This window comes from Streptomyces sp. NPDC031479 (genome assembly GCF_055581065.1).
The window spans coordinates 49,340-72,478 of sequence record NZ_JBVIKC010000014.1 but is presented as its reverse complement, the minus strand read 5'-3'; the positions used below and the strand labels follow the sequence as shown (position 1 = coordinate 72,478).

20 protein-coding genes are annotated in these 23,139 nt (G+C 73.6%); 12 read left to right on the top strand and 8 right to left on the bottom strand.

Annotation, left to right across the window (positions count from 1 at the left end):
• Positions 1-86 precede the first annotated feature (86 nt).
• The gene (locus ACZ5D2_RS17850) at positions 87-317 is read right to left on the bottom strand and encodes a DUF4287 domain-containing protein (RefSeq protein ID WP_030231822.1); all 231 of its coding nucleotides are present in this window, start codon (positions 315-317) and stop codon (positions 87-89) included.
• 101 nt (positions 318-418) lie between these two features.
• Between ACZ5D2_RS17850 and ACZ5D2_RS17845 the strand changes: the two genes are divergently transcribed.
• Positions 419-775 (top strand): hypothetical protein, encoded by a 357-nt coding sequence (locus ACZ5D2_RS17845; protein WP_371678234.1) that lies wholly within the window; start codon positions 419-421, stop codon positions 773-775.
• Here ACZ5D2_RS17845 and ACZ5D2_RS17840 read toward each other — a convergent pair.
• The 3 genes from ACZ5D2_RS17840 to ACZ5D2_RS17830 form a co-directional block, all read right to left on the bottom strand.
• Positions 759-1,562 carry a hypothetical protein gene (locus ACZ5D2_RS17840; protein WP_371681252.1) on the bottom strand — a complete coding sequence of 268 codons (804 nt, stop codon included), beginning with the start codon at positions 1,560-1,562 and terminating at the stop codon, positions 759-761. The two genes, ACZ5D2_RS17845 and ACZ5D2_RS17840, sit on opposite strands and share 17 nt — an antisense overlap.
• A 361-nt stretch (positions 1,563-1,923) precedes the next feature.
• Entirely contained in the window at positions 1,924-3,144 is a 1,221-nt protein-coding gene (locus tag ACZ5D2_RS17835; RefSeq protein ID WP_371678235.1) for an acetyl-CoA C-acetyltransferase, read from the bottom strand.
• A 292-nt stretch (positions 3,145-3,436) separates the two neighbouring features.
• A complete protein-coding gene (locus ACZ5D2_RS17830) occupies positions 3,437-4,456 on the bottom strand; it encodes an SGNH/GDSL hydrolase family protein (RefSeq protein WP_371678236.1) in 1,020 nt (339 codons plus the stop codon).
• Between the two features lie 131 nt (positions 4,457-4,587).
• Between ACZ5D2_RS17830 and ACZ5D2_RS17825 the strand changes: the two genes are divergently transcribed.
• Positions 4,588-5,970 carry a cystathionine beta-synthase gene (locus tag ACZ5D2_RS17825; RefSeq protein ID WP_371681253.1) on the top strand — a complete coding sequence of 461 codons (1,383 nt, stop codon included), beginning with the start codon at positions 4,588-4,590 and terminating at the stop codon, positions 5,968-5,970.
• Between the two features lie 294 nt (positions 5,971-6,264).
• Here the strand turns inward: ACZ5D2_RS17825 and ACZ5D2_RS17820 are convergent, their stop codons facing one another.
• Entirely contained in the window at positions 6,265-6,657 is a 393-nt protein-coding gene (locus ACZ5D2_RS17820) for a hypothetical protein (RefSeq protein WP_371678237.1), read from the bottom strand.
• 147 nt (positions 6,658-6,804) lie between these two features.
• On the opposite strand from ACZ5D2_RS17820, the gene ACZ5D2_RS17815 reads away from it, so the two are divergent.
• Positions 6,805-7,647 carry a MurR/RpiR family transcriptional regulator gene (locus ACZ5D2_RS17815; protein ID WP_371678238.1) on the top strand — a complete coding sequence of 281 codons (843 nt, stop codon included), beginning with the start codon at positions 6,805-6,807 and terminating at the stop codon, positions 7,645-7,647.
• A gap of 15 nt (positions 7,648-7,662) precedes the next feature.
• Here ACZ5D2_RS17815 and ACZ5D2_RS17810 read toward each other — a convergent pair whose 3' ends face one another.
• Together ACZ5D2_RS17810 and ACZ5D2_RS17805 are read right to left on the bottom strand one after the other, a co-directional pair.
• Positions 7,663-8,478, bottom strand: a complete 816-nt coding sequence (locus ACZ5D2_RS17810; protein WP_371678239.1) for an alpha/beta hydrolase — start codon at positions 8,476-8,478, stop codon at positions 7,663-7,665.
• Between the two features lie 248 nt (positions 8,479-8,726).
• Entirely contained in the window at positions 8,727-10,082 is a 1,356-nt protein-coding gene (locus ACZ5D2_RS17805; protein WP_468930242.1) for a type III PLP-dependent enzyme domain-containing protein, read from the bottom strand.
• A gap of 104 nt (positions 10,083-10,186) precedes the next feature.
• Here ACZ5D2_RS17805 and hutU point away from each other — a divergent pair, with 104 nt between their 5' ends.
• The 8 genes from hutU to ACZ5D2_RS17765 all read left to right on the top strand — a co-directional run bounded on the left by hutU (position 10,187) and on the right by ACZ5D2_RS17765 (position 20,248).
• Positions 10,187-11,848 (top strand): urocanate hydratase, encoded by a 1,662-nt coding sequence (gene hutU / locus ACZ5D2_RS17800; RefSeq protein ID WP_371678241.1) that lies wholly within the window; start codon positions 10,187-10,189, stop codon positions 11,846-11,848.
• Positions 11,845-13,122: an allantoate amidohydrolase gene (locus ACZ5D2_RS17795; RefSeq protein ID WP_468930238.1), complete on the top strand. Its 1,278-nt coding sequence runs from the start codon at positions 11,845-11,847 to the stop codon at positions 13,120-13,122. Before hutU ends, ACZ5D2_RS17795 begins: the two co-directional genes overlap by 4 nt.
• On the top strand, positions 13,113-14,453 hold the full coding sequence (locus ACZ5D2_RS17790) for a formimidoylglutamate deiminase (RefSeq protein ID WP_371678243.1): 1,341 nt from the start codon (positions 13,113-13,115) through the stop codon (positions 14,451-14,453). The genes ACZ5D2_RS17795 and ACZ5D2_RS17790 overlap by 10 nt, the downstream gene beginning before the upstream one ends.
• 194 nt (positions 14,454-14,647) lie before the next feature.
• Positions 14,648-15,826 carry an imidazolonepropionase gene (hutI, locus tag ACZ5D2_RS17785; protein ID WP_468930235.1) on the top strand — a complete coding sequence of 393 codons (1,179 nt, stop codon included), beginning with the start codon at positions 14,648-14,650 and terminating at the stop codon, positions 15,824-15,826.
• Positions 15,827-16,003: 177 nt separating this feature from the next.
• Positions 16,004-16,696: an LPXTG cell wall anchor domain-containing protein gene (locus ACZ5D2_RS17780; protein WP_371678245.1), complete on the top strand. Its 693-nt coding sequence runs from the start codon at positions 16,004-16,006 to the stop codon at positions 16,694-16,696.
• 17 nt (positions 16,697-16,713) lie between these two features.
• Positions 16,714-17,709 carry a COG1470 family protein gene (locus ACZ5D2_RS17775; protein WP_468930232.1) on the top strand — a complete coding sequence of 332 codons (996 nt, stop codon included), beginning with the start codon at positions 16,714-16,716 and terminating at the stop codon, positions 17,707-17,709.
• A gap of 101 nt (positions 17,710-17,810) precedes the next feature.
• A complete protein-coding gene (locus ACZ5D2_RS17770; protein ID WP_371681254.1) occupies positions 17,811-18,905 on the top strand; it encodes a hypothetical protein in 1,095 nt (364 codons plus the stop codon).
• Complete coding sequence (locus ACZ5D2_RS17765) at positions 18,902-20,248, top strand: hypothetical protein (RefSeq protein ID WP_468930229.1); 1,347 nt, start codon at positions 18,902-18,904, stop codon at positions 20,246-20,248. Before ACZ5D2_RS17770 ends, ACZ5D2_RS17765 begins: the two co-directional genes overlap by 4 nt.
• A 201-nt stretch (positions 20,249-20,449) precedes the next feature.
• Here ACZ5D2_RS17765 and ACZ5D2_RS17760 read toward each other — a convergent pair whose 3' ends face one another.
• Positions 20,450-21,976 (bottom strand): peptide MFS transporter, encoded by a 1,527-nt coding sequence (locus ACZ5D2_RS17760; protein WP_266839425.1) that lies wholly within the window; start codon positions 21,974-21,976, stop codon positions 20,450-20,452.
• A 469-nt stretch (positions 21,977-22,445) separates the two neighbouring features.
• Between ACZ5D2_RS17760 and ACZ5D2_RS17755 the strand changes: the two genes are divergently transcribed.
• A complete protein-coding gene (locus ACZ5D2_RS17755; protein ID WP_030231763.1) occupies positions 22,446-23,123 on the top strand; it encodes a response regulator transcription factor in 678 nt (225 codons plus the stop codon).
• Positions 23,124-23,139: the final 16 nt, after the last annotated feature.

Sequence of the window (23,139 nt, the reverse complement as noted above, 5' to 3'; positions counted from 1 at the left end):
CGGCACGGGGAAGGCCCCGCGAGCGGTCCGCTCGCGGGGCCTTCCCGCGTCGTGGAACGGGTGGAGGGAGGTGGGGGCGGGCGGCCTCAGCCGAACCGGCGTGCGGCTCTGCGCAGGTCGTACTCGTGGATGATCGCCTTGGCCTGGCCGTACGAGAGCTCGTGCGCGCCGCGCAGCCAGCTGACCTTCTCCTCGAACCGGTGGAGGGAGGGGCCCTCGTCGACGGTGCGGAGCCAGTCGGAGATCTCACGACCGGTGGTCCGGTGGATTCTGTCGATCATGTTGCGGTGGGTCTGCTCGGAGAACTCTACGGACATGGGCGCCTCCGGGGGTATCGCCGTGCTGTTCCCTTCACGTCACCGTGCCGGAGAGTTCGCCCGTTGGCAATGGTGCGGTGGCGGCGCGTAGGGTCGGCCGCGTGCTCGATACATCGCCCTTGACGGACGCCGTGGAACGTTTCGCCGACCGGCTGCGGGCCGCCCCGCAGAGCCGCCTCCAGCGCGGGGCCGCCGCCGAGGCGCTCGACCTGGCCCGGGAGCTCGCCCTGCGGGCGCAGCGGCTGGAGGACCCCTCGGGGCGGGCTCCGGAACGGGTCGTGCCGGACGCGGGGATCTTCGTCGTGGGGGACCAGGTGTCGGTCGCCGGGCTGGACCTCGCCGAGGCGCTGGGCGCGCTGCGGGACGGGGAGGGCGGGGAGAACGCGAAGGCCCCGTCCGAACTGCTGGACGAGGCCGTGGCGCTGGTGGAGCGGGCGGAAGTCAGAGCGATGCGATGACGCGGTCCGCGAGGATGTAGACGTTGCTGTCGGGGTCCTCGGAGTCACCGCAGGAGAAGGTCAGCGCGTAGGCGCCGGAGATGCCCGAGCCGCCCAGCAGGACGGGCGCCGTGCCCGAGCGGAGGGCCTCCGCGAGGCGCTCCGCCGTCTCCCGGTGGCCCGGGGTCATGCACAGCGTGGTGCCGTCCGTGAAGACGTACACGTCCAGGGTGCCCAGGGGGCCCGGACGGACGTCCGCGAGGGCCGTACGGGCCTCCGCGAGCTCCTCCAGGCGGTTGACCGTGCGCTCGTGGTCGGCGCCGGGGTGCGACTGGACCGGGACGAAGTCGGGGTGCGAGGGGTGGCGCCGGCGGGCCGCGGCCAGTTCGGCCGAATCCTCCGGGTACTCGTCGGCGAGGTCGTCGCCCAGGACCGGCTCCAGGCCGACCATGTCCGCCTGCCGGGGCAGGAAGACCGGGCCGTCCTCACCGAGGCCGGGCAGGCCGCCCAGCAGCGAGGGGGCGTCGGCGGCGTCGCGGGCCTCCTGCGCGGCCCAGAAGGCCCGCGCCTCGGCCAGCTCGCGCTCGCGCTCCTCGGCGAGGGCCTCGGCCACGGCGGCTCGTATCTCCGCGGCGGGGGAGGTCCCGGCGCTGCGGGCGTGGGGGACGGTCGCGGCACGCGGGTGTGCCGACACCGTCAGCTCACCGCGCAGGGCCGTGACCTGCTTGCGCAGTCCGTGGACGGCGTGCAGCGCAGCAGCGCCCACGGCCGTGGCAGCGGCCGTGGTCAGCAGCAGGGCAAGAGACATGGCGCTCACTGACTAACTCCTGATTGATTCGATCCCCCGACTTCCTACATCAGCTTGTCCTGTGCTGGGAATGGCGTGCAGTGCATTACGTCATGAATTGGACAGGTCTTTCGGCCTGGCGGCCTTGGGGGGATAGCGTCTGACCTGGGCAAATGCCGATCCCCCAGGACAAAGGTCACATCCTGGGGGAGATTCGGTCACAGGTCGGCCGCGACCGGATTAGATTCGACGTCAGTACAGCGCATGGATCTAGAGGATCCCTTGCGGGGCCTGGGTGCCCGCGCTGGGGCCGTACGGAGCCCTCACCCTCCGCTACGGCCGGCGCCGGGCCGGGGGCGGTCCGCCGCCGGCCCGGCCGGCATCAGCTCAGGCGCTCGATGACCATGGCCATGCCCTGGCCGCCGCCCACGCACATCGTCTCCAGGCCGAACTGCTTGTCGTGGAACTGCAGGCTGTTGATCAGCGTGCCGGTGATGCGGGCACCGGTCATCCCGAACGGGTGACCGACGGCGATGCCGCCGCCGTTGACGTTCAGCTTCTCCAGGGGGATCTCCAGGTCCCGGTAGGAGGGGATGACCTGGGCGGCGAAGGCCTCGTTGATCTCGAACAGGTCGATGTCGCCGACGGTCAGCCCGGCCCGCTTCAGGGCCTGCTTCGACGCCTCGACCGGGCCGAGGCCCATGATCTCCGGGGAGAGGCCGGTGACACCGGTGGACACGATCCGCGCCAGCGGGGTCAGGCCCAGCTCCCGCGCCTTGGTGTCGCTCATGATGACCAGCGCCGCGGCGCCGTCGTTCAGCGGGCAGCAGTTGGCGGCCGTGATCAGGCCGTCGGGGCGGAAGACGGGCTTCAGGCCCGAGACGCCCTCCAGGGTCACGCCGGCGCGCGGGCCGTCGTCGGTCGAGACGACCGTGCCGTCCGGCGTGGTGACCGGGGTGATCTCGCGCGCCCAGAAGCCGTTCTTGATGGCCTCCTCGGCCAGGTTCTGGGAGCGGACGCCGAACTCGTCCATGTCCTGACGGGTCACGCCCTTGAGGCGGGCCAGGTTCTCGGCGGTCTGCCCCATCGCGATGTACGCGTCCGGGATCAGGCCGTCCTCGCGCGGGTCGTGCCAGGACGAGCCCTCGCTCTGCGCGACGGCGGCCGTACGGGCCTCGGCGTCGGCGAACAGCGGGTTGTGGGTGTCCGGCAGGCCGTCCGAGGAGCCCTTCGCGAAGCGGGAGACCATCTCGACGCCCGCGGAGATGAAGACGTCGCCCTCGCCCGCCTTGATGGCGTGCAGCGCCATGCGGGAGGTCTGGAGCGAGGAGGAGCAGTAACGGGTGATCGTGGTGCCCGGCAGGAAGTCCATGCCCATCTGCACGGCCACGATGCGGCCCAGGTTGTGGCCCTGCTCGCCGCCGGGGAGACCACAGCCGAGCATCAGGTCGTCGATCTCGCGCGGGTCCAGCCCGGGGACCTTGGCGAGGGCGGCCTGGATGATCGTCGCGGTCAGGTCGTCCGGCCGCACGTCCTTGAGGGACCCCTTGCCGGCGCGCCCGATGGGAGAGCGGGCGGTGGAAACGATGACGGCTTCGGGCATCGGGACTCCAAGGGGTGCGTCGTTGCGGGACCGCAAGCGAAGTTACCGCTCCGTACGGTCGAGGTCACCGGCCTGGGCATGTGACGCCCGCCTCCCTTTTCCGGGGCGCCTTCGCCTCCGGGGCGCTGATGCCGTGCTCTCGGGGGCCACGTGCGTGCGGGCTGCGGGGCCGGCGCCGGATGCCGGGGGACGGTTCGCGCGGCTCCTTCCAGTGTCCCGCCGGTCCGCCGGTCCGCCGGTCCGCCGGTCCGCCGGTCCGCCGGACCGCCCGGCCCCGGCCCGGGGCGCGGCTTCAGCGCCCCGGGGGTGAGGGAGCCCCGGGCAGGGGCGCCGGGACGTCTTCCGCCGGGACCCGGCGGCGCCTGCGGTGTTTGAGCAGGGCCCACGGGCCCCGGGCCGCGGTGACCTCCGTGCCCGCCTCGCCGGCCGCCGCCGACGCCGCCTTGGCCACCGGCAGCATGTCCTCGTCCCGCGAGACGTCCAGCCGGTCCGACCCCGGCCACAGGCCCAGCGCCGCGCACAGCGTCGGCAGTATCGCCATCGCCGCGGTCGCGTACCCCTCCGCAGAAGGGTGGTACGAGTCCGGGCCGAACATCTCGCGCGGGTTCGCCGCGAACTCCGGCCCCAGCAGGTCCCCCATCGAGATCGTGCGGGCGCCCAGCGCCACCACGCCGATGGTCTGCGCGGCGGCCAGCTGGCGCGAGACCCGCCGGGCCATCCACCGCAGCGGCTGGTACACCGGCTCGATCGTGCCCAGGTCCGGGCAGGTGCCGACCACGACCTCTGAGCCCGCGAGCCGCAGCCTGCGCACCGCCCCGGTCAGGAACCGGACCGACTGCGTCAGCGGCATCCGCCGCGTCACGTCGTTCGCCCCGATCATGATCACGCACACGTCCGGCGGCGGGGCGTCCCCGTCCAGCAGCAGGCCCACCTGGCGGTCCAGGTCGTCCGACCTGGCCCCGGACAGCGCGACGTTGCGGAGCTCCACCGGTCGCTCCGCCACCGCCGCCAGCCCGGACGCCAGCAGCGCCCCCGGAGTCTGGCGGGCCCGGCGCACGCCCAGCCCGGCCGCCGTCGAGTCGCCCAGCATGCCCATCCGCAGCGGACCGGGACTCAGCTCGGGCCCGGAGAACTCGCTCCCGTACAGCCCGTCGGCGCGCGGCGGATCCGGCAGCCCGGTGCCCACCGTCCGCTTCGCGAACTGCACCTCGGCCAGTACGAGCCCCACCGTGGCGACCCCCACCAGTCCGAGTCCGCCCCCGCCGTACGCTGCCCCCGCCGCGATCCGGCGGGCCGTTCTCGCCCTGGACACCCTTCAGGCCCTCGCTTCCTGTCCTGCCTTGTTGACCTTCCTGCCCCGTACAGCCGGTCGGCCAATCCCTTTCCGCATACTCTGGCCAAACCTCCCGGAGAACCCGTGGAGTCCCCTCCCTGGAGAACATGGTGCAATTCCACGACTCGATGATCAGCCTCGTCGGCAACACCCCGCTGGTGAAGCTCAACCGTGTGACCGAAGGCCTGCAGGCCACCGTCCTTGCGAAGGTCGAGTACTTCAATCCCGGTGGATCCGTGAAGGACCGGATCGCCGTCCGGATGATCGAGGCCGCCGAGCAGAGCGGTGCCCTCAAGCCCGGTGGCACCATCGTGGAGCCGACCAGCGGCAACACCGGCGTCGGACTCGCCATCGTGGCCCAGCAGAAGGGCTACAAGTGCATCTTCGTCTGCCCTGACAAGGTGTCCATGGACAAGATCAACGTGATGCGCGCGTACGGCGCGGAGGTCGTGGTCTGCCCGACCGCCGTCGACCCCGAGCACCCGGACTCGTACTACAACGTGTCCGACCGCCTCGCGCGCGAGCCCGGCGCCTGGAAGCCCGACCAGTACAGCAACCCGAACAACCCCCGTTCGCACTACGAGACCACCGGTCCCGAGCTGTGGGACCAGACGGACGGGAAGATCACCCACTTCGTCGCGGGCGTCGGCACGGGCGGCACGATCTCGGGTACGGGCAACTACCTCAAGGAGGTGTCCGGCGGCAAGGTCAAGGTCATCGGCGCCGACCCCGAGGGTTCCGTCTACTCCGGCGGCTCCGGCCGCCCGTACCTCGTCGAGGGCGTCGGCGAGGACTTCTGGCCGACCGCCTACGACCAGAACGTCACCGACGAGATCATCGCGGTGTCCGACAAGGACTCCTTCCAGATGACCCGCCGGCTGGCGAAGGAGGAGGGCCTGCTCGTCGGCGGCTCCTGCGGCATGGCCGTCGTCGCCGCGCTGCGCGCCGCCGAGGGCCTCGGCCCCGACGACGTCGTCGTCGTCCTGCTGCCCGACAGCGGCCGCGGCTACCTCAGCAAGATCTTCAGCGACGAGTGGATGGCCGGTCACGGCTTCCTGGAGGAAGCGGGCCCGGCGGCGCGCATCGGCGACGTCCTCGCCGACAAGGAGGGCGGCATCCCCTCCCTCGTGCACATGCACCCGGAGGAGACCGTCGGCCAGGCCATCGAGGTCCTGCGCGAGTACGGCGTCTCGCAGATGCCGATCGTCAAGCCCGGCGCCGGCCACCCCGACGTGATGGCCGCCGAGGTCATCGGCTCGGTCGTCGAGAAGGAACTCCTCGCATCGCTGTTCGCACAGCGGGCCTCCCTCGGGGACCCGCTGGAGAAGCACATGAGCGCGCCGCTGCCGCAGGTCGGCTCCGGCGAGCCCGTGTCCGAGCTGATGGCGGTGCTCGGCGAGGCCGACGCGGCGATCGTGCTCGTCGAGGGCAAGCCCACCGGCGTCGTCAGCCGCCAGGACCTCCTGGCGTTCCTCGCCAAGGGCGCGAAGTAGCCACCTGTCGCACGAACGGTACGGGCCCGACACGTGACGGCAGCACCGGCTTAACACGGCACCGGCACAGTGGTGGTCGTCGGCAGGGAACCCCGGACACCCGGGAACCCCGCCGGCACCACGAACGGCGTCGGCGCACCTCCGGAGCGGCTCCCGGACCACGCGGACGCCAAGGACGCGGACGGCCCTGACCCGGCCCGTGTCCCTCGCGGGGACCGCCGTCGTCCCGCCCCCCGGGCAACCGGGGGTGCGGCGGTTCCCGCGCACACCCTTTTTAGGGGCTGCGTGGGCCGGTCAGGTCAGGGGGTCCGCGGTGGTCCGGCGGAGCCCCCGGGCGTGGGCGAGGTTGACCCCGCAGATGCCGGCCCAGGCCACCAGCAGCCCGCCGATGCCCGCCTGGGCCGCGCCGATCGCGGAGAGCGGGATCGCGAGGACCAGGGTCACGACGGCGAAGCCGAACCGTTCCCCGAAGGCGGCCACCGCCGAGTCCGCGCCCCCGGAACCGCCGCGCGCGGTCCGCAGCCGCTCCTCGGCTAGGCGGCGCCGCACCTGGGTGTCGACCTTCTCGACGAAGGAGTCCACCAGGGCGGCCTCGTATTCCGGTCCCAGCTCCCGCCGGGCGTCGAGGGTCGCGGCGAGCTCCTTCTTGAGCTCCTGGGCCTGAGGAGAGTGGGCTGAAGCGGTCATGCGCCCACCGTAGGAACCGGCGGAGCCACCGGCACTGGGGATAGCCCCCGTATCCCGGATCGCGGGCGCGGCTTGCCGAGCTGCATAACCCGATGCAGAGTGCACCGTGACTGAATATCTGACCGGGGACGGACGGAGGGGACGGCAATGAGCGACAGCCCGGCCGCACGGCTGCAGAAGCTGTTCGAGGGGCACCGGCTGACGCCGACCCAGCGGCGGATCGCGCACTGCATGGTGCGCGGCGCCGCGGAGGTGCCCTTCCTGTCGAGCGTGGAGCTCGCCGAGCTGGCCGGGGTGAGCCAGCCGTCGGTGACCCGCTTCGCGGTGGCGCTTGGCTTCGACGGGTACCCGGCGCTCCGCCGCCACCTGCGCGAGGTGGCGCCCGCCGGCAGGCCGGAGCCCGCGCGGGAGGACTCGTACAACGAGTACCAGCAGGCCGTCCAGGGCGAGATCGAGAACCTGCGGCGGCTCTCGGCGATGCTCGCCGATCCGGCGCCGGTGGAGGAGGCGGGCCGGCTGCTGGCCGGTTCGGCGCCGCTGCCGGTGCTGGGGCTGCGCGCGGCGTCCTCGCAGGCGCGCGGGTTCGCGTACTTCGCGGCGAAGGTGCACCCCGACGTACGGCTCCTCGACGAGGGCGGCTCCATGCTCGCCGACCGGATCGACGCGGCGGCCGCCGCCGGGGCCTCGGCGCTGCTGTGCTTCGCGCTGCCCCGCCACCCCCGGGAGGTGGTGGAGGCGCTGGAGCACGCGCGGGCGTCCGGGCTGACGACGGTGACGGTCGCCGACTCGCCGTTCGCGCCCGTCGCCCGCCACTGCGACCTGCTGATCCCGGCGCCGGTCGGCACCGGGCTGGCCTTCGACACGGCGTGTGCGCCGATGCTGCTGGGCCGGGTGCTGCTGGAGGCCATGGCGGACGCCCTGCCCGACGCGCAGGCGCGGCTGGAGTCCTTCGACGCGCGGGCCGTGGCGCGCGGGCTGTTCGTGGAGTGAGCCCGGCGGGTCCGGTCAGCTCGCGGCGGCCAGGGACGTGGTGCGGCGCAGCCAGGTGAGGGAGGCGTCGGCGAGTTCGGGCCAGCCGTGGTCGACGGTCAGGGAGTGGCCCCGGTCGTCGAAGCGCCGGTACTCGGTGATCGCGGCGGAGTGCCGGTACCGCTTGAGCGTGGAGCGGGTCAGGATGTCGGGGACGGTGTGGTCGAGCTTGCCGGAGAGCAGGAGCAGCGGCCCCCGGGTCCGGTTGGCGGTGTCGACGCGGGCCGGCGAGTGCGGGGTGAAGTTGCCGAGGGCCAGCTGGAACAGCGGCCGGGCGGGGCTGGGGATCGTCCACTTCTCGTACAGCTCGTCCGCTTCGTGTTCCGGGACGGCGTTGGCGAAGGCGTAGCGGAACTGCTCGGGGCTGAGGGAGACGGCCCGCCGGGTGTTGGCGGGGTTGCTCAGGAACGCGAACGTCGACCTGGCCTGGGCGGGGCCGATGGCCTTGACGCCCCGGATCTGGCCGGGGCAGATCGCTACGGCCGCCGCGCCCAGGCCCTCGCCCAGCAGGTGCTGGGCGATGAAACCGCCGACCGAGTGCCCCACGAGGACGGGCGGGACGTCGAGCGAGCGGATGACCCGGGCGTGGGCGTCGGCGATCTCCGTGAGGCCGACGCCGGCCTGGTCGTCCCCGCGCAGTCGGGCCTCGGCGACCGTCGGCGGGACGCCGGGCCACTCGGGCAGGACCGGTTCGTAACCCGCGTCGCGGAAGACGTCGGCCCAGCCTTCCCAGCTGGTGGAGTGGAGCCACAGGCCGTGGATGAAGACCACGGGGGTGGGTCGGGCGGCCATGGTGGCCTCCTCGGGGGCGGCGGCCCCGGCGGCCCGGGGCCGCGGGGACCGCGAGGGCGGGCCGTCCGGTACCGGCGTGCGGCGTCGCGCGTCGGCGTAAGCGGGTAAGCGGGTACGCGGGTACCCGGGTGCGCGCGGGCCGCTGAGTCCGCCCCGATCTCGTGCGGACTCCCCCATTCCACCCCATCGGGGCCGCCGCCGCCCGTTCGCGGCGCCGTGCGCCCTCGGGCCGGCGGCCCGGTGACGGCTCAGAGCAGCGCGTCGCGGAAGGCGCCCCCCGCCTCCGTGACGAGGTCCGCGAGGGGCTGGGCCGGGCGGGCCGGGGCGAAGCGGATCCCGCCGCCGGGGGTGGCCGTGAAACCGTGGACGGACGGGCGCGGGAGGCTGTTGTAGCCGTAGTGGGCGGTGAAGAAGTACGCGCCGGTGTCCGGGACGGCGATCACGTCGCCCGGCCGGAGCCCGGGCAGCTCCCGGGCGGTGGCGAGCAGGTCCCCGGCGAAACAGGCCGGGCCCGCGATGTCCTGGGCCACCGGCGGGCCGGTGCGCGGCTCGCCCTTGGCGTCGTAGGCGAGGATCCGCAGCGGCCAGGACGCGGGGGCGTACACCGTGCGGGTCGCCAGCTGCACCCCGGCGTGGGTCACGGCGATGGGCCGGCCCCCGGTCTCCTTCGTGTACTCGACCCGGGCCAGGATCAGGCCCTGCTTGGCCAGCAGCGACCGGCCGAACTCGGTGACCAGCCCGTACGAGCCGTCGAAGAGCGCGGGGACGGCCGCGCGCAGGGCCTCGACGTACGCGGCGTACGTGGGGGAGTGCTCGTCGGAGGCGAAGTTGACCGGCAGGCCGCCGCCGATGTCGAGGGTGTCGATCCGGCGCCGCCCGGCCGCCGCGTTGACCTCCTCGGCCAGCGCGTGGACCTCGCGGACGCCCTGCGCGATCAGGGCCAGCGGCACCCCCTGCGAGCCGGAGTGGGTGTGCAGGCGGGTCAGCCAGGGCCGGTCGAGGAAGGCGCGCACGAGCCGCTCCCGGGCGCCCGGGTCGCGCAGCGCGAAACCGAACTTCGAGGTGGAGGTGGCCGTGGACAGGGCGTCGATGGTGCCGGCGCCGGTCTGCGGGTTGATCCGCAGCCCGATCGGGGACCGGGTGGGCGGGCCCGCCGCCATCAGCGCGTCGAGCCGTTCCAGTTCCTGGGCGTTGTCGGCGTTGACGGCGATGCCCAGGGCCAGCGCCTCGCGCAGCTCGGCCTCCGTCTTGGCGGGGGAGTCCAGCACCGTCCGCTCCGCCGGGACCCCGGCCGCCCGGGCCAGCGCGAGCTCGCCGGGGCTGGCCACCTCGCAGCCGATGCCGGCGTCCGCGAGCAGCCGCAGGACCGGGACCAGGGGGGCGGCTTTCACCGCGAAGGTGTGCAGGACGGGTGTCCCGGGCGCGGCCGCGGCGTCGAAGGCGGCGGTCAGGGACGCGGCGCGGGCGCGGATCCCGGCCACGTCGAGGAGGCAGGTCACGGGCTCGCGGTCCAGCAGCCCCTGTCCGACCGCGGCCCGTACGGCCAGGTCACGCAGGGTGGCGGGGTCCGGGAGGGGCGTCCGTTCGGGCGTCTGGGAGGCCATGTCCGCCATCCCATCATCCGGCCGACCCCGCCGCAGCTGTTGACTGGATCTATTCATCCGGAGAGGATGTGAATAGATTGACCAACATCGGAGGAGGCACCGCCATGTCAGGACCCCGCCCCGTACGGGCCGCGCGAGGCACCGAGCTCAGCACCCTGGGATGGCAGCAGGAGGCCGCCCTGCGCATGCTGCAGAACAACCTCGACCCCGAGGTCGCGGAGCACCCCGACAAGCTGGTCGTCTACGGCGGCACGGGCAAGGCCGCGCGCGACTGGCGCTCGTACGACGCCATGGTGCGCACCCTGCGGACCCTCAAGCAGGACGAGACCATGCTGGTCCAGTCCGGCCGCCCGGTCGGCGTGATGCAGACCCACGAGTGGGCGCCGCGCGTCCTGCTCGCCAACTCCAACCTGGTCGGCGACTGGGCCAACTGGGAGGAGTTCCGCCGCCTGGAGCACCTGGGCCTGACCATGTACGGCCAGATGACGGCCGGTTCCTGGATCTACATCGGCACCCAGGGCATCCTCCAGGGCACCTACGAGACCTTCGCGGCCGTCGCCGCCAAGAAGTTCGGCGGGACCCTCGCCGGCACGATCACCCTCACCGCCGGCCTCGGCGGCATGGGCGGCGCCCAGCCGCTGGCCGTGACGATGAACGACGGCGTCGCCATCTGCATCGACGTCGACCCGCGCGCCATCGAGCGCCGCATCGAGCACCGCTACCTGGACGTCAAGGCCGACAACCTCCGCCACGCCCTCCAGCTGGCCGTCGAGGCCCGCGACGCCCGCAAGCCGCTCTCCATCGGCCTCCTCGGCAACGCCGCCGAGCTGCTGCCGCAGATGCTGGCCGAGGGTGCCCCGATCGACATCGTGACGGACCAGACCTCCGCCCACGACCCGCTCGCCTACCTCCCCGTCGGCGTCGACTTCGACGACATGGCCGCCTACGCCGCCAAGGACCCGGCGGGCTTCACCACCCGCGCCCGCGAGTCCATGGCCCGCCACGTCGAGGCCATGGTCGGCTTCATGGACGCCGGCTCCGAGGTCTTCGACTACGGCAACTCCATCCGCGGCGAGGCCCAGCTGGCCGGCTACGACCGCGCGTTCGCCTTCCCCGGCTTCGTCCCCGCCTACATCCGGCCGCTGTTCTGCGAGGGCAAGGGCCCCTTCCGCTGGGCGGCGCTGTCCGGCGAGGCCTCGGACATCCACAAGACCGACAAGGCGATGCTGGAGCTCTTCCCGGAGAACGAGTCCCTGCACCGCTGGATCAAGATGGCCGGCGAGCGCGTCCACTTCCAGGGCCTGCCCGCCCGCATCTGCTGGCTCGGCTACGGCGAGCGCGACAAGGCCGGCGAGCGCTTCAACGAGATGGTCGCCGACGGCACCCTCGCCGCCCCGCTGGCCATCGGCCGCGACCACCTCGACTGCGGCTCGGTCGCCTCCCCGTACCGCGAGACGGAGGCCATGCTCGACGGCTCCGACGCGATCGCCGACTGGCCGCTGCTCAACGCCATGGTCAACGTCGCCTCCGGCGCCTCCTGGGTCTCCATCCACCACGGCGGCGGTGTCGGCATGGGCCGCTCCATCCACGCCGGCCAGGTCACCGTCGCCGACGGCACCAAGCTCGCGGGCGAGAAGATCCGCCGCGTGCTCACCAACGACCCCGGCATGGGCGTCATCCGCCACGTCGACGCCGGCTACGACATCGCCGAGTCGGTCGCCGACGAGCGGGGCGTGCGCGTCCCGATGCGCGAGGGCGACGCGTGAGCCCCACCCCCGAGGCATCCGCCCCCCGTGCCGCCGCCGCACCCGCGGCGGCGGCCGGGGGCGGCGCCGGCTCGTTCCACACCCTGTGGAACGAGCTCGCGCCCATCGGCCGCCACGCGGACAGCGGCGGGTACCGCCGCTACGCCTGGACCGGCGCCGACGCCGACTGCCGTGCCTGGTTCCGGGCGCAGGCCGAGTCCCGCGGCCTCGCCTACGAGGTGGACCGCAACGGCAACCAGTGGGCCTGGCTCGGCGACCCCCTCGCGGGCGACGCCGTCGTCACCGGCTCCCACCTGGACTCCGTCCCGGACGGCGGCGCCTTCGACGGCCCCCTCGGGGTGGTGTCCTCCTTCGCGGCCCTGGACGAACTCCGCTCCCGCGGCGCCTCGTTCTCCCGGCCGCTGGCCATCACCAACTTCGGCGACGAGGAAGGCGCCCGCTTCGGCCTGGCCTGCGTCGGCTCCCGGCTCGCCGCCGGACAGCTGACCAAGGAGAAGGCGTACGAGCTCCGCGACGGCGACGGCGTCAGCCTGCCCGACGCGATGGAGCGGGCCGGCCACGACCCCGAGACCATCGGAGCCGACCCCGAACGCCTCGCCCGCATCGGCGCCTTCGTCGAACTGCACGTCGAACAGGGCCGCGCCCTCGACCTGTCCGGGGACCGCGTCGGCATCGCCTCCGCGATCTGGCCGCACGGCCGCTGGCGGTTCGACTTCCACGGCGAGGCCAACCACGCCGGCACCACCCGCCTCGTGGACCGCCGCGACCCGATGCTGACGTACGCGGCGACCGTGCTCGCCGCCCGCCAGGAGGCGGCCCTCGCCGGGGCCGTCGCCACCTTCGGGAAGATCTCCGTCGAACCCAACGGGGTCAACGCCATCCCCTCCCTCGTGCGCGGCTGGCTCGACTCCCGGGCCGCCGACCAGGCCACCCTCGACACGGTCGTCACCGCCGTCGAGAAGGCCGCCCGCGAGCACGCCGACCGGGACGGCATCGACCTCGCCGTCGTCCGGGAGTCCTTCACCCCGGTCGTCGAGTTCGAGCACGCCCTGCGCGACGAGCTGAACCGGATCCTCGGCGGGAGCGTCCCCGTCCTCGGCACCGGGGCGGGACACGACGCCGGAATCCTCTCCGCCGCCGTCCCGACCGCGATGCTGTTCGTGCGGAACCCCACCGGGGTCTCCCACTCCCCGCGGGAGTTCGCCGCCGAGGACGACTGCGTGGCCGGCGTCCTCGCCCTCGCCGACGTACTGGAAGGCCTGGCATGCCGCTGAAGACGTACTGGCTGGAGCACGCCTGGCTCGGCACCCACGTCGAGCCGGGCGTGGCCCTGGACGTGTCGGCGGACGGCCGCATCGCCGGGCTGCGCACCGGGGTGGACGCCCCGCCCCCCGGGGCGGAGGTGCTGCGCGGGCTCACCGTCCCCGGCCTGGCCAACGCGCACTCCCACGCCTTCCACCGCGCGCTGCGCTCCGTCGTCCAGGTCGGCTCGGGCACCTTCTGGACCTGGCGCGAGGTCATGTACGGCGTCGCCCAGAACCTCACCCCCGAGAACTACTTCGCCCTCGCCCGCGCCGTGTACGCGGAGATGGCGCTGGCCGGCATCACCGACGTCGGCGAGTTCCACTACGTCCACCACGCCCCCGGCGGCACCCCGTACGCCGACCCCAACGCGATGGGCGAGGCGCTGATCGAGGCGGCCGCGGCGGCCGGCATCCGCATCACCCTCCTCGACACCGCGTACCTGGCCGCCGGCTTCGGCGAGGCGCCCAACCCGCACCAGCTGCGCTTCTCCGACGGCACCGCGGAGGCCTGGGCCGAGCGGGTCTCGGCCCTCAAGCCCCGCGAGCACGCGCTGATCGGCGCGGCGATCCACTCCGTACGCGCCGTCCCGGCCGACCAGCTGGCCACCGTCGCGGCCTGGGCGCAGGAGCGGCAGGCCCCGCTGCACGTCCACCTGTCCGAGCAGACGGCGGAGAACGAGGCCTGCCGGGCCGCCCACGGCCGGACCCCGACGCAGCTCCTCGCCGACCACGGCGTCCTGGGCCCGCGCACCACCGGGGTCCACAACACGCACCTCACCGACGCCGACATCGCCCTGCTCGGCGGCACCACCACCGGCACCTGCATGTGCCCGACCACCGAACGCGACCTCGCCGACGGCATCGGCCCGGCCGGCCGGCTCCAGCGCGCGGGCAGCCCGCTGTCCCTGGGCAGCGACAGCCACGCGGTGATCGACCTGCTGGAGGAGGCGCGGGCGATGGAGCTGAACGAGCGCCTGCGCAGCCGGACCCGGGGGCACTGGACGGCCAACGCCCTGCTGAGTGCCGCCACCGCCGACGGCCACGCCTCCCTGGGCCGCCCGGACGCGGGACGCCTGGAGCCCGGGGCCCTCGCGGACTTCACGACCATCGCCCTGGACACCGTCCGCACGGCGGGCCCGCTGCCGCGGCTCGGCGCCGAGACGGCGGTCTTCGCGGCCTCGGCCGCCGACGTCCGCCACACGGTGGTGGGCGGCCGGCACGTGGTCCGCGACGGAGTCCATACCCTGGTCGGGGACGTCCCGGCGGCCCTGTCCGAAGCCATCGCGGCCGTCCGCGGCTGACGCCCGGAATTGCCCCACCCGGCCCTTCCTCCGTTCCCCGGGCCCGCCCCGGACCCCTTTGCAGGGGCGGCGCGCCCGTCGCGCCCCATCGCCGCGGGGTCCCGGGGGCGGGCCCCGGGAGCGGGGTCCGGGGCCGCGGGCCCCGGTTCCGGGAAGGGGCGGGGTGGGGGAACGAAACCTCCCGAGAGGAACCCATGACCACCACCGTCATCACCAACATCGGCAGCCTCGTCACCAACGACCCCGCCCTCGGCGACGGCAGCCCCCTCGGCCTGATCGAGAACGCCGCCGTCGTCATCGACGGCGAGGTCATCGCCTGGGTGGGACCCGCCGACACGACCCCCGCCGCCGACGCCGCCTTCGACGCGAACGGCCGCGCCGTCATCCCCGGCTTCGTCGACTCGCACTCCCACCTCGTCTTCGCCGGCGACCGCACCGCCGAGTTCAACGCCCGCATGTCCGGCCGCGGCTACTCCGCCGGAGGCATCCGCACCACCGTCGCCGCCACCCGCGCCGCCAGCGACGACGCGCTGGAGGCCAACCTGCTGCGCCACCTCGACGAGGCCCGCCGCCAGGGCACCACCACCTTCGAGACCAAGTCCGGCTACGGCCTCACCGTCGCCGACGAGGCCCGCGCCCTGCGCATCGCCGCCGCGCACACCGAGGAGGTCACCTACCTCGGCGCGCACATCGTCTCCCCCGACTACGCCGACGACCCGGCGGGCTACGTCGACCTCGTCACCGGCGAGATGCTGGCCGCCTGCGCCCCGTACGCCCGCTGGGTGGACGTCTTCTGCGAGAAGGGCGCCTTCGACGGCGACCAGGCCCGCGCCATCCTCACCGCCGGCGCCGCCGCCGGGCTGATCCCGCGCGTCCACGCCAACCAGCTCTCCCACGGCCCCGGCGTGCAGCTCGCCGTGGAGCTGGAAGCCGCCTCCGCCGACCACTGCACCCACCTCACCGACGCCGACGTGGACGCCCTCGCCCAGGCGGCCGGAACCACCGTCGCGACCCTCCTGCCCGGCGCCGAGTTCTCCACCCGCGCCCAGTGGCCCGACGCCCGCCGCCTCCTCGGCGCGGGCGCCACCGTCGCCCTGTCCACGGACTGCAACCCCGGCTCCTCCTACACCAGTTCCATGCCGTTCTGCATCGCGCTCGCCGTCCGCGACATGGGCATGACCCCCGACGAGGCCCTGTGGTCGGCCACCGCCGGCGGCGCCGCCGCGCTGCGCCGCACCGACATCGGCCGGATCAGCCCCGGGGCCCGCGCCGACCTCGCGCTCCTCGACGCGCCCAGCCACGTCCACCTCGCCTACCGGCCGGGCGTCCCGCTCGTCTCCGCCGTCTGGCAGCGGGGGGTGCGCGCCGCCTGACGCCCCGCCCGCCCCCCCGCCCGACGGCCCGCGCGCCCCGGAACGGCCGGAAACGGCACGTCCGGGAGGCCGTCGAACCGGACCGTCCTTTGTCTTCCCTCCGCAAGGTCCCGGGCGTACCTTGAGCCACCAATCTGATGTGTCGTCAGTAACTTGTGGCCCGAGGGGAAGACGAAGGTGTCCGACCGGAAACGTTCCACCGCGCTCGCGCTGGCCTCCGCGCTGGCCGGATCGGCGGTGCTGCTCGCCGCCCCCGCGGCCCACGCCGATGTCGTCGACGTCCAGTACGACTGCAAGACCCCCATCGGGGACAAGTCCGCGGTCTCGCCCATCGACATCAAGGCCGTCAAGGAGGGCGACGGCTACAAGCTGACGATGTCCTTCCAGAAGGGCGTCTCCTCCAGCCCCATCGAACTGGGCAAGGGCGCCATGACCCCCAGCGCCGTCATCCAGACCGACGGCGCCGAGAAGGGCACCGTCCAGGTCTCCGGCCCGCCCAACTCCGAGGCCGTGCCCGCCAACACCCCCATCAAGATCAGCGACCTCTCGGGGACCTACACCCCCAAGCAGAGCGGCAAGGTCACCTTCACCGCCGGGGTCCTCACCATCAAGGCCATGGGGACCACCACCACCTGCACCCCCGGGAACGGCCCCAAGCCCTCCCTGGAACTCCAGGTGACGGGCGCGGGCGGTGCCCAGGACCCCGCCCGGGACCCCGCCCCGCCCACCGGCGACACCCTCCCGCAGACCGGACCCGCCGACTCCGCCCTCGCCCTCGGCACCCTCGGCGCCACCGTGCTGCTCACCGGCGCCGCCGGAACGCTCTGGCTGACCCGGCGCGGCCGCCGGGCCGGCGAGACCCGGCCCTGAACGGAGCGGCCCCGGCCATGCGCGTGCTCCACACCCTCACCCGGCTCGGCGCCGCGCTGCTCGCCGCCGCCGCCCTCCACGGCACCCCGGCCGCGGCCGCCGACGAGCCCGGCTGGACCGCCGAACCGGCCACCGGGCGGCCCGGCACCCCGCGCCCGTACTTCTACCTCGCGGGCGCGGCCGGCGCCGTCCTGGAGGACCGCCTCACCCTGGCCAACCCCGGCGACCGCGAACGGACCGTCACCCTGCGCGGCGCCGACGCCTACAACACCCCCGACGGCGCCCTCGCGGTCTCCCCGGCCGGGGAGGGCGCACCGGCGGCGGCCGGCGTCGGGGCCGGTGCCGGGTCCTGGATCAGCTTCGGCGCGGCCACCACCGTGAAGGTCCCGCCGCGCACCCGCGCCGTGGTCCCCTTCACCGTCACCGTGCCGCCCGCCGCCGCGCCCGGGGACCACCCCGCCGCCGTCGTCGCCACCGAGGCGGGCCACGAGGCGGCCGTACGGGTCCACCTGCGCGTCGGCGGCCCGGCACTGGCCGCCCTCACCGTCGAGGACGTCGCCGTGCACGGCTCGGGCACCTCCGCCGTCATCCGGTACGCGCTGGTCAACCGCGGCAACGTGGCCCTCGCCCCGGAGCTCGCGGTCCGCGCCGAGGGCCGCTTCGGCGAGGTCCGTGGCCGGAGCGCCCACGCGGTGCCCGTCGAGCTGCTGCCCGGCCGGCGGGTCGAGCTGAGCGAGCCCTGGCCCGGCGCCCCCGCCCTCGACCGGGTCGCCCTCACCCTCACGGTCACCGCCCCCGGCGCCGCACCGGCCACCGCCCGCGCGTCGGCGTGGCTCCTGCCCGGGGGGACCACCGCGCGGCTCGGCGTCGCACTGCTCGCCCTCGGCACGCTCGCGACGGCCGCGCTGCTCCTCGTACGGACCCGGCGCACCGGCCGGGAACGGCCCCCCGAGCCGCCCGCGACCGCGGCGGCGCCCGCACCGGAACCCGAGCTGACGGGAGCGTCCAGGTGAGCCCCAGCCCCGGCCGCACCCCCGGCCGCACCCCCGGCCCCGTCCGCACGGCCGACGCCGCCCGCGGCCCCGTGCCCCGCGCCGCCCGCCGCCGCGCCCGCATCGCGTCCCTGCCGGCCGCGCTCGCCGCGCTGGCCGCCCTCGCCGCCCTCGCGCTGCTCCCGGCCGCGGCGCCCGCCGCCGCCGACACCGGCAAGCCCGCCGTGACGCTCTCCCTCCAGGAGGCCGCCAAGGGCACCGAGCTCGCCGTCGACGGGACCGGCTGGCGGGCCAGGACCATGGTGATGCTGCTGGTCTGCGGCCAGAACATGATCGGCGGCACCAACAGCTGCGCCAACGCCGACGGGGTCGCCGTGGCGGTCGGCGACGACGGCCGCTTCGCCGCCCGGCTGCCGGTCGTGGCCCCGCCCAAGCCGTGCCCCTGCGTGGTGAACGTGACCTCCGTCAACGGGGACCAGTCCACCGTCGCCGTACCGCTGAGGATCACCGACCATCCGGTGGCCGAACTGCCCGCGGAATCCGGCACCGCCCGCCTCGCGATGCTCACCGGGGTCCGCCTCACCGGCGACGACGGGGTGCTGACCTGGTTCGGCGCGCCGCCCGGCAGGAAGTTCCGGGTCACCGTCGGCAACCTCGGCTCGGCCCCCGTCAAGGATCCGGTCTTCCGGCTCGGCACCGCCCACGGGGTCTTCGCCCCGACGTGGGAGGAGGCCCGCTGGAAGGGCAGCATCGCGCCCGGCGGCAAGGCCGAGGTCGCACTGGACGTGGAGCTCCCGGCCGGCGCCCACGGTGACTACACCGTCTCCCTCAAGTACGGCGACACGGTCCTGGCCACCCAGCCGTGGGGCGTCGACCGCCCGTACGGGGTGCTGCTGTTCTGGGCCCTGCTCCTCGTGGTGATCCCGACGGCCCTCTTCCGGCTCGGCATGGCCGTCGTCGACAAGGTCCGCCCGCGCACCGCCGCCCCCGGCGGGGGCCGCCGGCACGCGGCCTCCGCGGTGACGGCCCGGCTGCCGCGGCTCCCCGGCGCGGGGGAACGGGCGCCGGCGGGGCCGCCCCCGGCCGGCCCCGCCCCGGTCCTGCCGTGGTTCACCCCGGAGCCGCAGCCGCAGCCGCTGCCCGACGCGGGCCGGCCGCGCGCCCCACAGACATCCGCACCGTCCGATCACAGTCAGACGACGAAGGGACACTCGTGAAGACCCAACGGAGGGTGAGCGCGGCCGTGGTCGCGCTGCTGCTCAGCGGCGCGGGTATCGCCATGGCGGCTTCGCCCGCCCAGGCCGCCGACGCCACGTTCAAGGTCAGGTGCGTGCCGCCGGCCGGCGGCGGTGATCCGGTGGAGGGCGAGACCACCGCCAGGATCACGGCACCGGCCACGGCGAAGGTCGGGGACGAGGTCGACGTGTCCTGGGAGACCGTCAAGCCCGCCTCGAACAACACCGACCTGATGGTGATCCCGAAGGACGCGGTCCAGCCCACCGGCTGGATCGCGCTCGGCGGGGGCATGGGCGAGCTGAAGGTGGTGGGGGAGAAGAAGAACCCCGAGATCCCCAAGAAGGCGCCGATGGTCATGTCCGTCATGAAGGGCAAGCTGAAGCTGACCAAGGCGGGGAAGATCAGCCTGACCCCCGGCAGGTACGAGGTCGCGGTCACCTTTTCCTTCGGCACCTTCGTCACGAAGTGCGCGCCGACGGGTGAGGTGAGCGGCGGGGCCACCATCGACGTGGCGGCCGGCAGCGGCACCGGCGGCACCACGACCGGCGGCACCACCACCGGCGGGGCGACGACCGGCGGGGCGACGACGGGCGGTTCCACCACCGGCGGTTCCACCACCGGCGGTTCCACCACCGGCGGTTCCACCACGACCGGAGGATCCACCACCGGCGGCAGCGGCGGCCAGACCGACTTCCCCGGCAAGGCCGTCGAGGTCGCCTACGACTGCGGCGCGGTGGTCCCGGGCGGCATCAAGACCCCGGTCACGATCAGCGCCAAGAAGAACGGCGGCGGCTACGACCTGACGGTCAAGACCGCCAAGGGGGCCATGGCGGCCCCCATGGCCCTGCCCGCCGGAGCCCTGAAGCCCTCGATGGACATCAAGCTGGGCGGCGCCGACAGCGGCTCGGTCAAGGTCACCGGCCCGGCCAACGCCGAGCCGATCCCGGACAAGGCCCCGGTCAGCCTCAGCGATATGACCGGCACCTACAAGCCGGGCAAGACGGGCAAGACCACGCTCAGCCCCGACCAGCTGACGATCGACGTCACGATGGCCCCCGGCTCCACCCCGATCAACGTGCCCTGCAAGGCCACCAGCAGCGCGGTCTCCCTGGAGCTGGACACCACCGCCCAGCAGGGCGGTGCCACCGGCGCCACCACGGCCGGCACCTCCGGCACCGGCGGAGCCGCAGGCGGCCTCGCCGAGACCGGCGCCGAGAACACCGGCGGGGTCAAGGCCCTCGCCCTCGTCGCCGGCACGGTGATCCTGCTCGGCGCCGCGGTCTTCACCCTCACCCCCTGGCGCCGCCTGCGCGGCACCCGCTAGCCGCACCGGCACCGGTGACCGAAGCCGTGCACGTCCCCCGTACGGGTGGGCGCGCACGGCTTCGCGGTCTCGGCGCCTCGTTCCTCGTGGGGTTCGCGACCGAGGTGAAGGGAGGCTGAACCCGCTCCCGCCCGCACAACGGAACGGCCCGGCACACCAGGAGGTGTGCCGGGCCGTTCACGGCTTCCGCGGGGGCGTGCGTCAGCGCACGTCGCCCATGAGCGCCTTGACCTTCTTGCGGTACATGAAGACCGCGACGCCGGCCAGGACGGCCAGGGTGGCCTCGATCGCCACCGCGCCGGTGCCGTTGAGGTCGATGCCGAACACGGCCGGGTCGGACAGCAGGCTGGTGACGGAGTCACCGGCGGTGACCGCCAGGAACCACACGCCCATCATCTGCGAGGCGTACTTGGCCGGAGCCATCTTGGTGGTGACCGACAGGCCGACCGGGGAGATGCACAGCTCGCCGACCGTCTGGATCAGGTAGATCCCGACGAGCCACATCGGGCTCACCGTCTGGCCGTTCGCCGCCAGGGCGATCGGGACCAGGAAGAAGAAGAACGAGACGCCGATGAAGAACAGGCCCGCGGCGAACTTGCCGACGGTCGACGGCTCGTTGCCCTTGCGGTTCAGCCACACCCAGATCCAGGCGAAGACCGGGGCCAGCGCCATGATGAAGATCGGGTTCAGGGACTGGTACCAGGACGAGGGGAACTCGAAGCCGAGCAGCGCGCCGGAGGCCTTGGTCTCACCGAAGGACTGGACGGTCGAGGCGCCCTGGTCGTAGATCATCCAGAAGACGGCGGCGGCGACGAAGAACCAGATGTAGCCGGTCATCTTCGACTGCTCGGTGCCCGACAGGTCCTTGTCCCGCTTGATGCGGATGAGGACACCGGTCGGGATGATCAGGCCGATCAGGGTCAGCGGGATGGTCGCCCAGGCCTTGGTGAACATGCCGGCCATGGCGACGGCGGTGTAGAACACGGCCACGGCCGCGACGACGGCGACGATCTTGCGGATCCAGGCGGAGCGCTCCTCGGCCGACAGCGGCTTGGGGACGACCGAGCTGACCGGGTTCAGGTTCTTGGTGCCGAGCAGGAAGGCGATCAGGCCGATGCCCATGCCGACGGCGGCCAGCGCGAAGCCGAGGTGCCAGTTGACTTCCTGGCCGACGGTGCCGATCACCAGCGGCGCGAAGAAGGCGCCGGCGTTGATGCCCATGTAGAAGATGGTGAAGCCGCCGTCACGACGCGGGTCGTTCGCGTCCTTGTACAGCTGGCCGACCATCGTCGAGATGTTGGCCTTCAGCAGACCGGAGCCGAGCGCCACCAGCGCCAGGCCGACGAAGAAGGTCGCGCCGCCCGGGAGGGCGAGGATGATGTGACCGGACATGATCGTCACGGCCGCGATCGTCACCGTCTTGCGGGGGCCCCAGACGCGGTCGCCCAGCCATCCGCCCGGGAGGGCGAGCAGGTAGACCATGGAGACGTAGATGGAGAACACGGTGATCGCCGTGCCCTCGTCCATCCCGATACCGCCGGCCAGGCTGCCCTTCTTGGCATCCGGGCCACCCGAGAGCAGGTAGACGAGGAGGAGGGCCTTCATGCCGTAGAAGCTGAACCGCTCCCACATCTCGGTCATGAAGAGAGTGGCCAGGCCACGGGGGTGTCCGAAGAAGGTCTTCTCGGCGGCCGGGGTCGCCGAGTCCTTCGTCAGGCTGGAAGCCATGGTCGATCCTTGCTTGCTCGGGACGCTCGGCTTCGTGAGCTGTTCAGCGCCCGGTGGGGGGTGGCCGGCACCGGCAGACGGGTGTCCCACCCCACGCCCTGGGGTCTCGGCTCCGGTCGGGAGACGAAGGAACAGCAGTCACCGGGATCCACGCCCTCCGCGCTGCATCGCGCGCAGGGCCCGGCCCACAGGTCATTCACTGTCATCTGGGCCGGATGAAACCGACCAGAGCAGAATTTGAGGTCCTTGGCTCGCTTTACGGCACAAAGATCCCCTGGGTAGTGCATCAGGCGTCTCGCCACCATACGACAGGACACTGCGCCATATGGAAGGACTTGAGAGATGGATCACAGGCTTCCAGGGAACCGTTTCGTCATATTCGAAGGCCGTTAGTAGTTCATAAGCCCAGTTCGAGAGGGGTGTGCGGGCAAGCACCTCCTCGCAGCCGCCGCGGACTACCATCACCCACATGACGCGTGTACTGCTCGCCGAGGACGACGCATCCATCTCGGAACCCCTGGCCCGCGCCCTGCGCCGGGAGGGCTACGAGGTCGAGGTACGGGAGGACGGCCCCACCGCCCTTGAGGCCGGACTGCAGGGCGGCGTCGACCTCGTCGTCCTGGACCTCGGACTGCCCGGCATGGACGGCCTGGAGGTGGCCCGGCGACTGCGCGCCGAGGGCCACGGCTTCCCCATCCTGGTCCTCACCGCCCGGGCCGACGAGGTGGACACGGTGGTCGGCCTCGACGCCGGCGCCGACGACTACGTGACCAAGCCCTTCCGGCTCGCCGAGCTGCTGGCCCGCGTCCGGGCCCTGCTGCGGCGCGGCGCCAACGAGGCCGCCCAGGCCCCCGCCACCCACGGCGTGCGCATCGACGTCGAGTCCCACCGCGCCTGGATGGGGGAGGAGGAGCTCCAGCTCACGGCCAAGGAGTTCGACCTGCTGCGCGTCCTGGTCCGCGACGCCGGCCGGGTCGTCACCCGCGACCAGCTGATGCGCGAGGTCTGGGACACCACCTGGTGGTCCTCCACCAAGACCCTCGACATGCACATCTCCTGGCTCCGCAAGAAGCTGGGCGACGACGCCGCGAACCCCCGCTACATCGCCACCGTCCGGGGCGTCGGCTTCCGCTTCGAGAAGAGCTGAGCCCGCACCGTTAGGG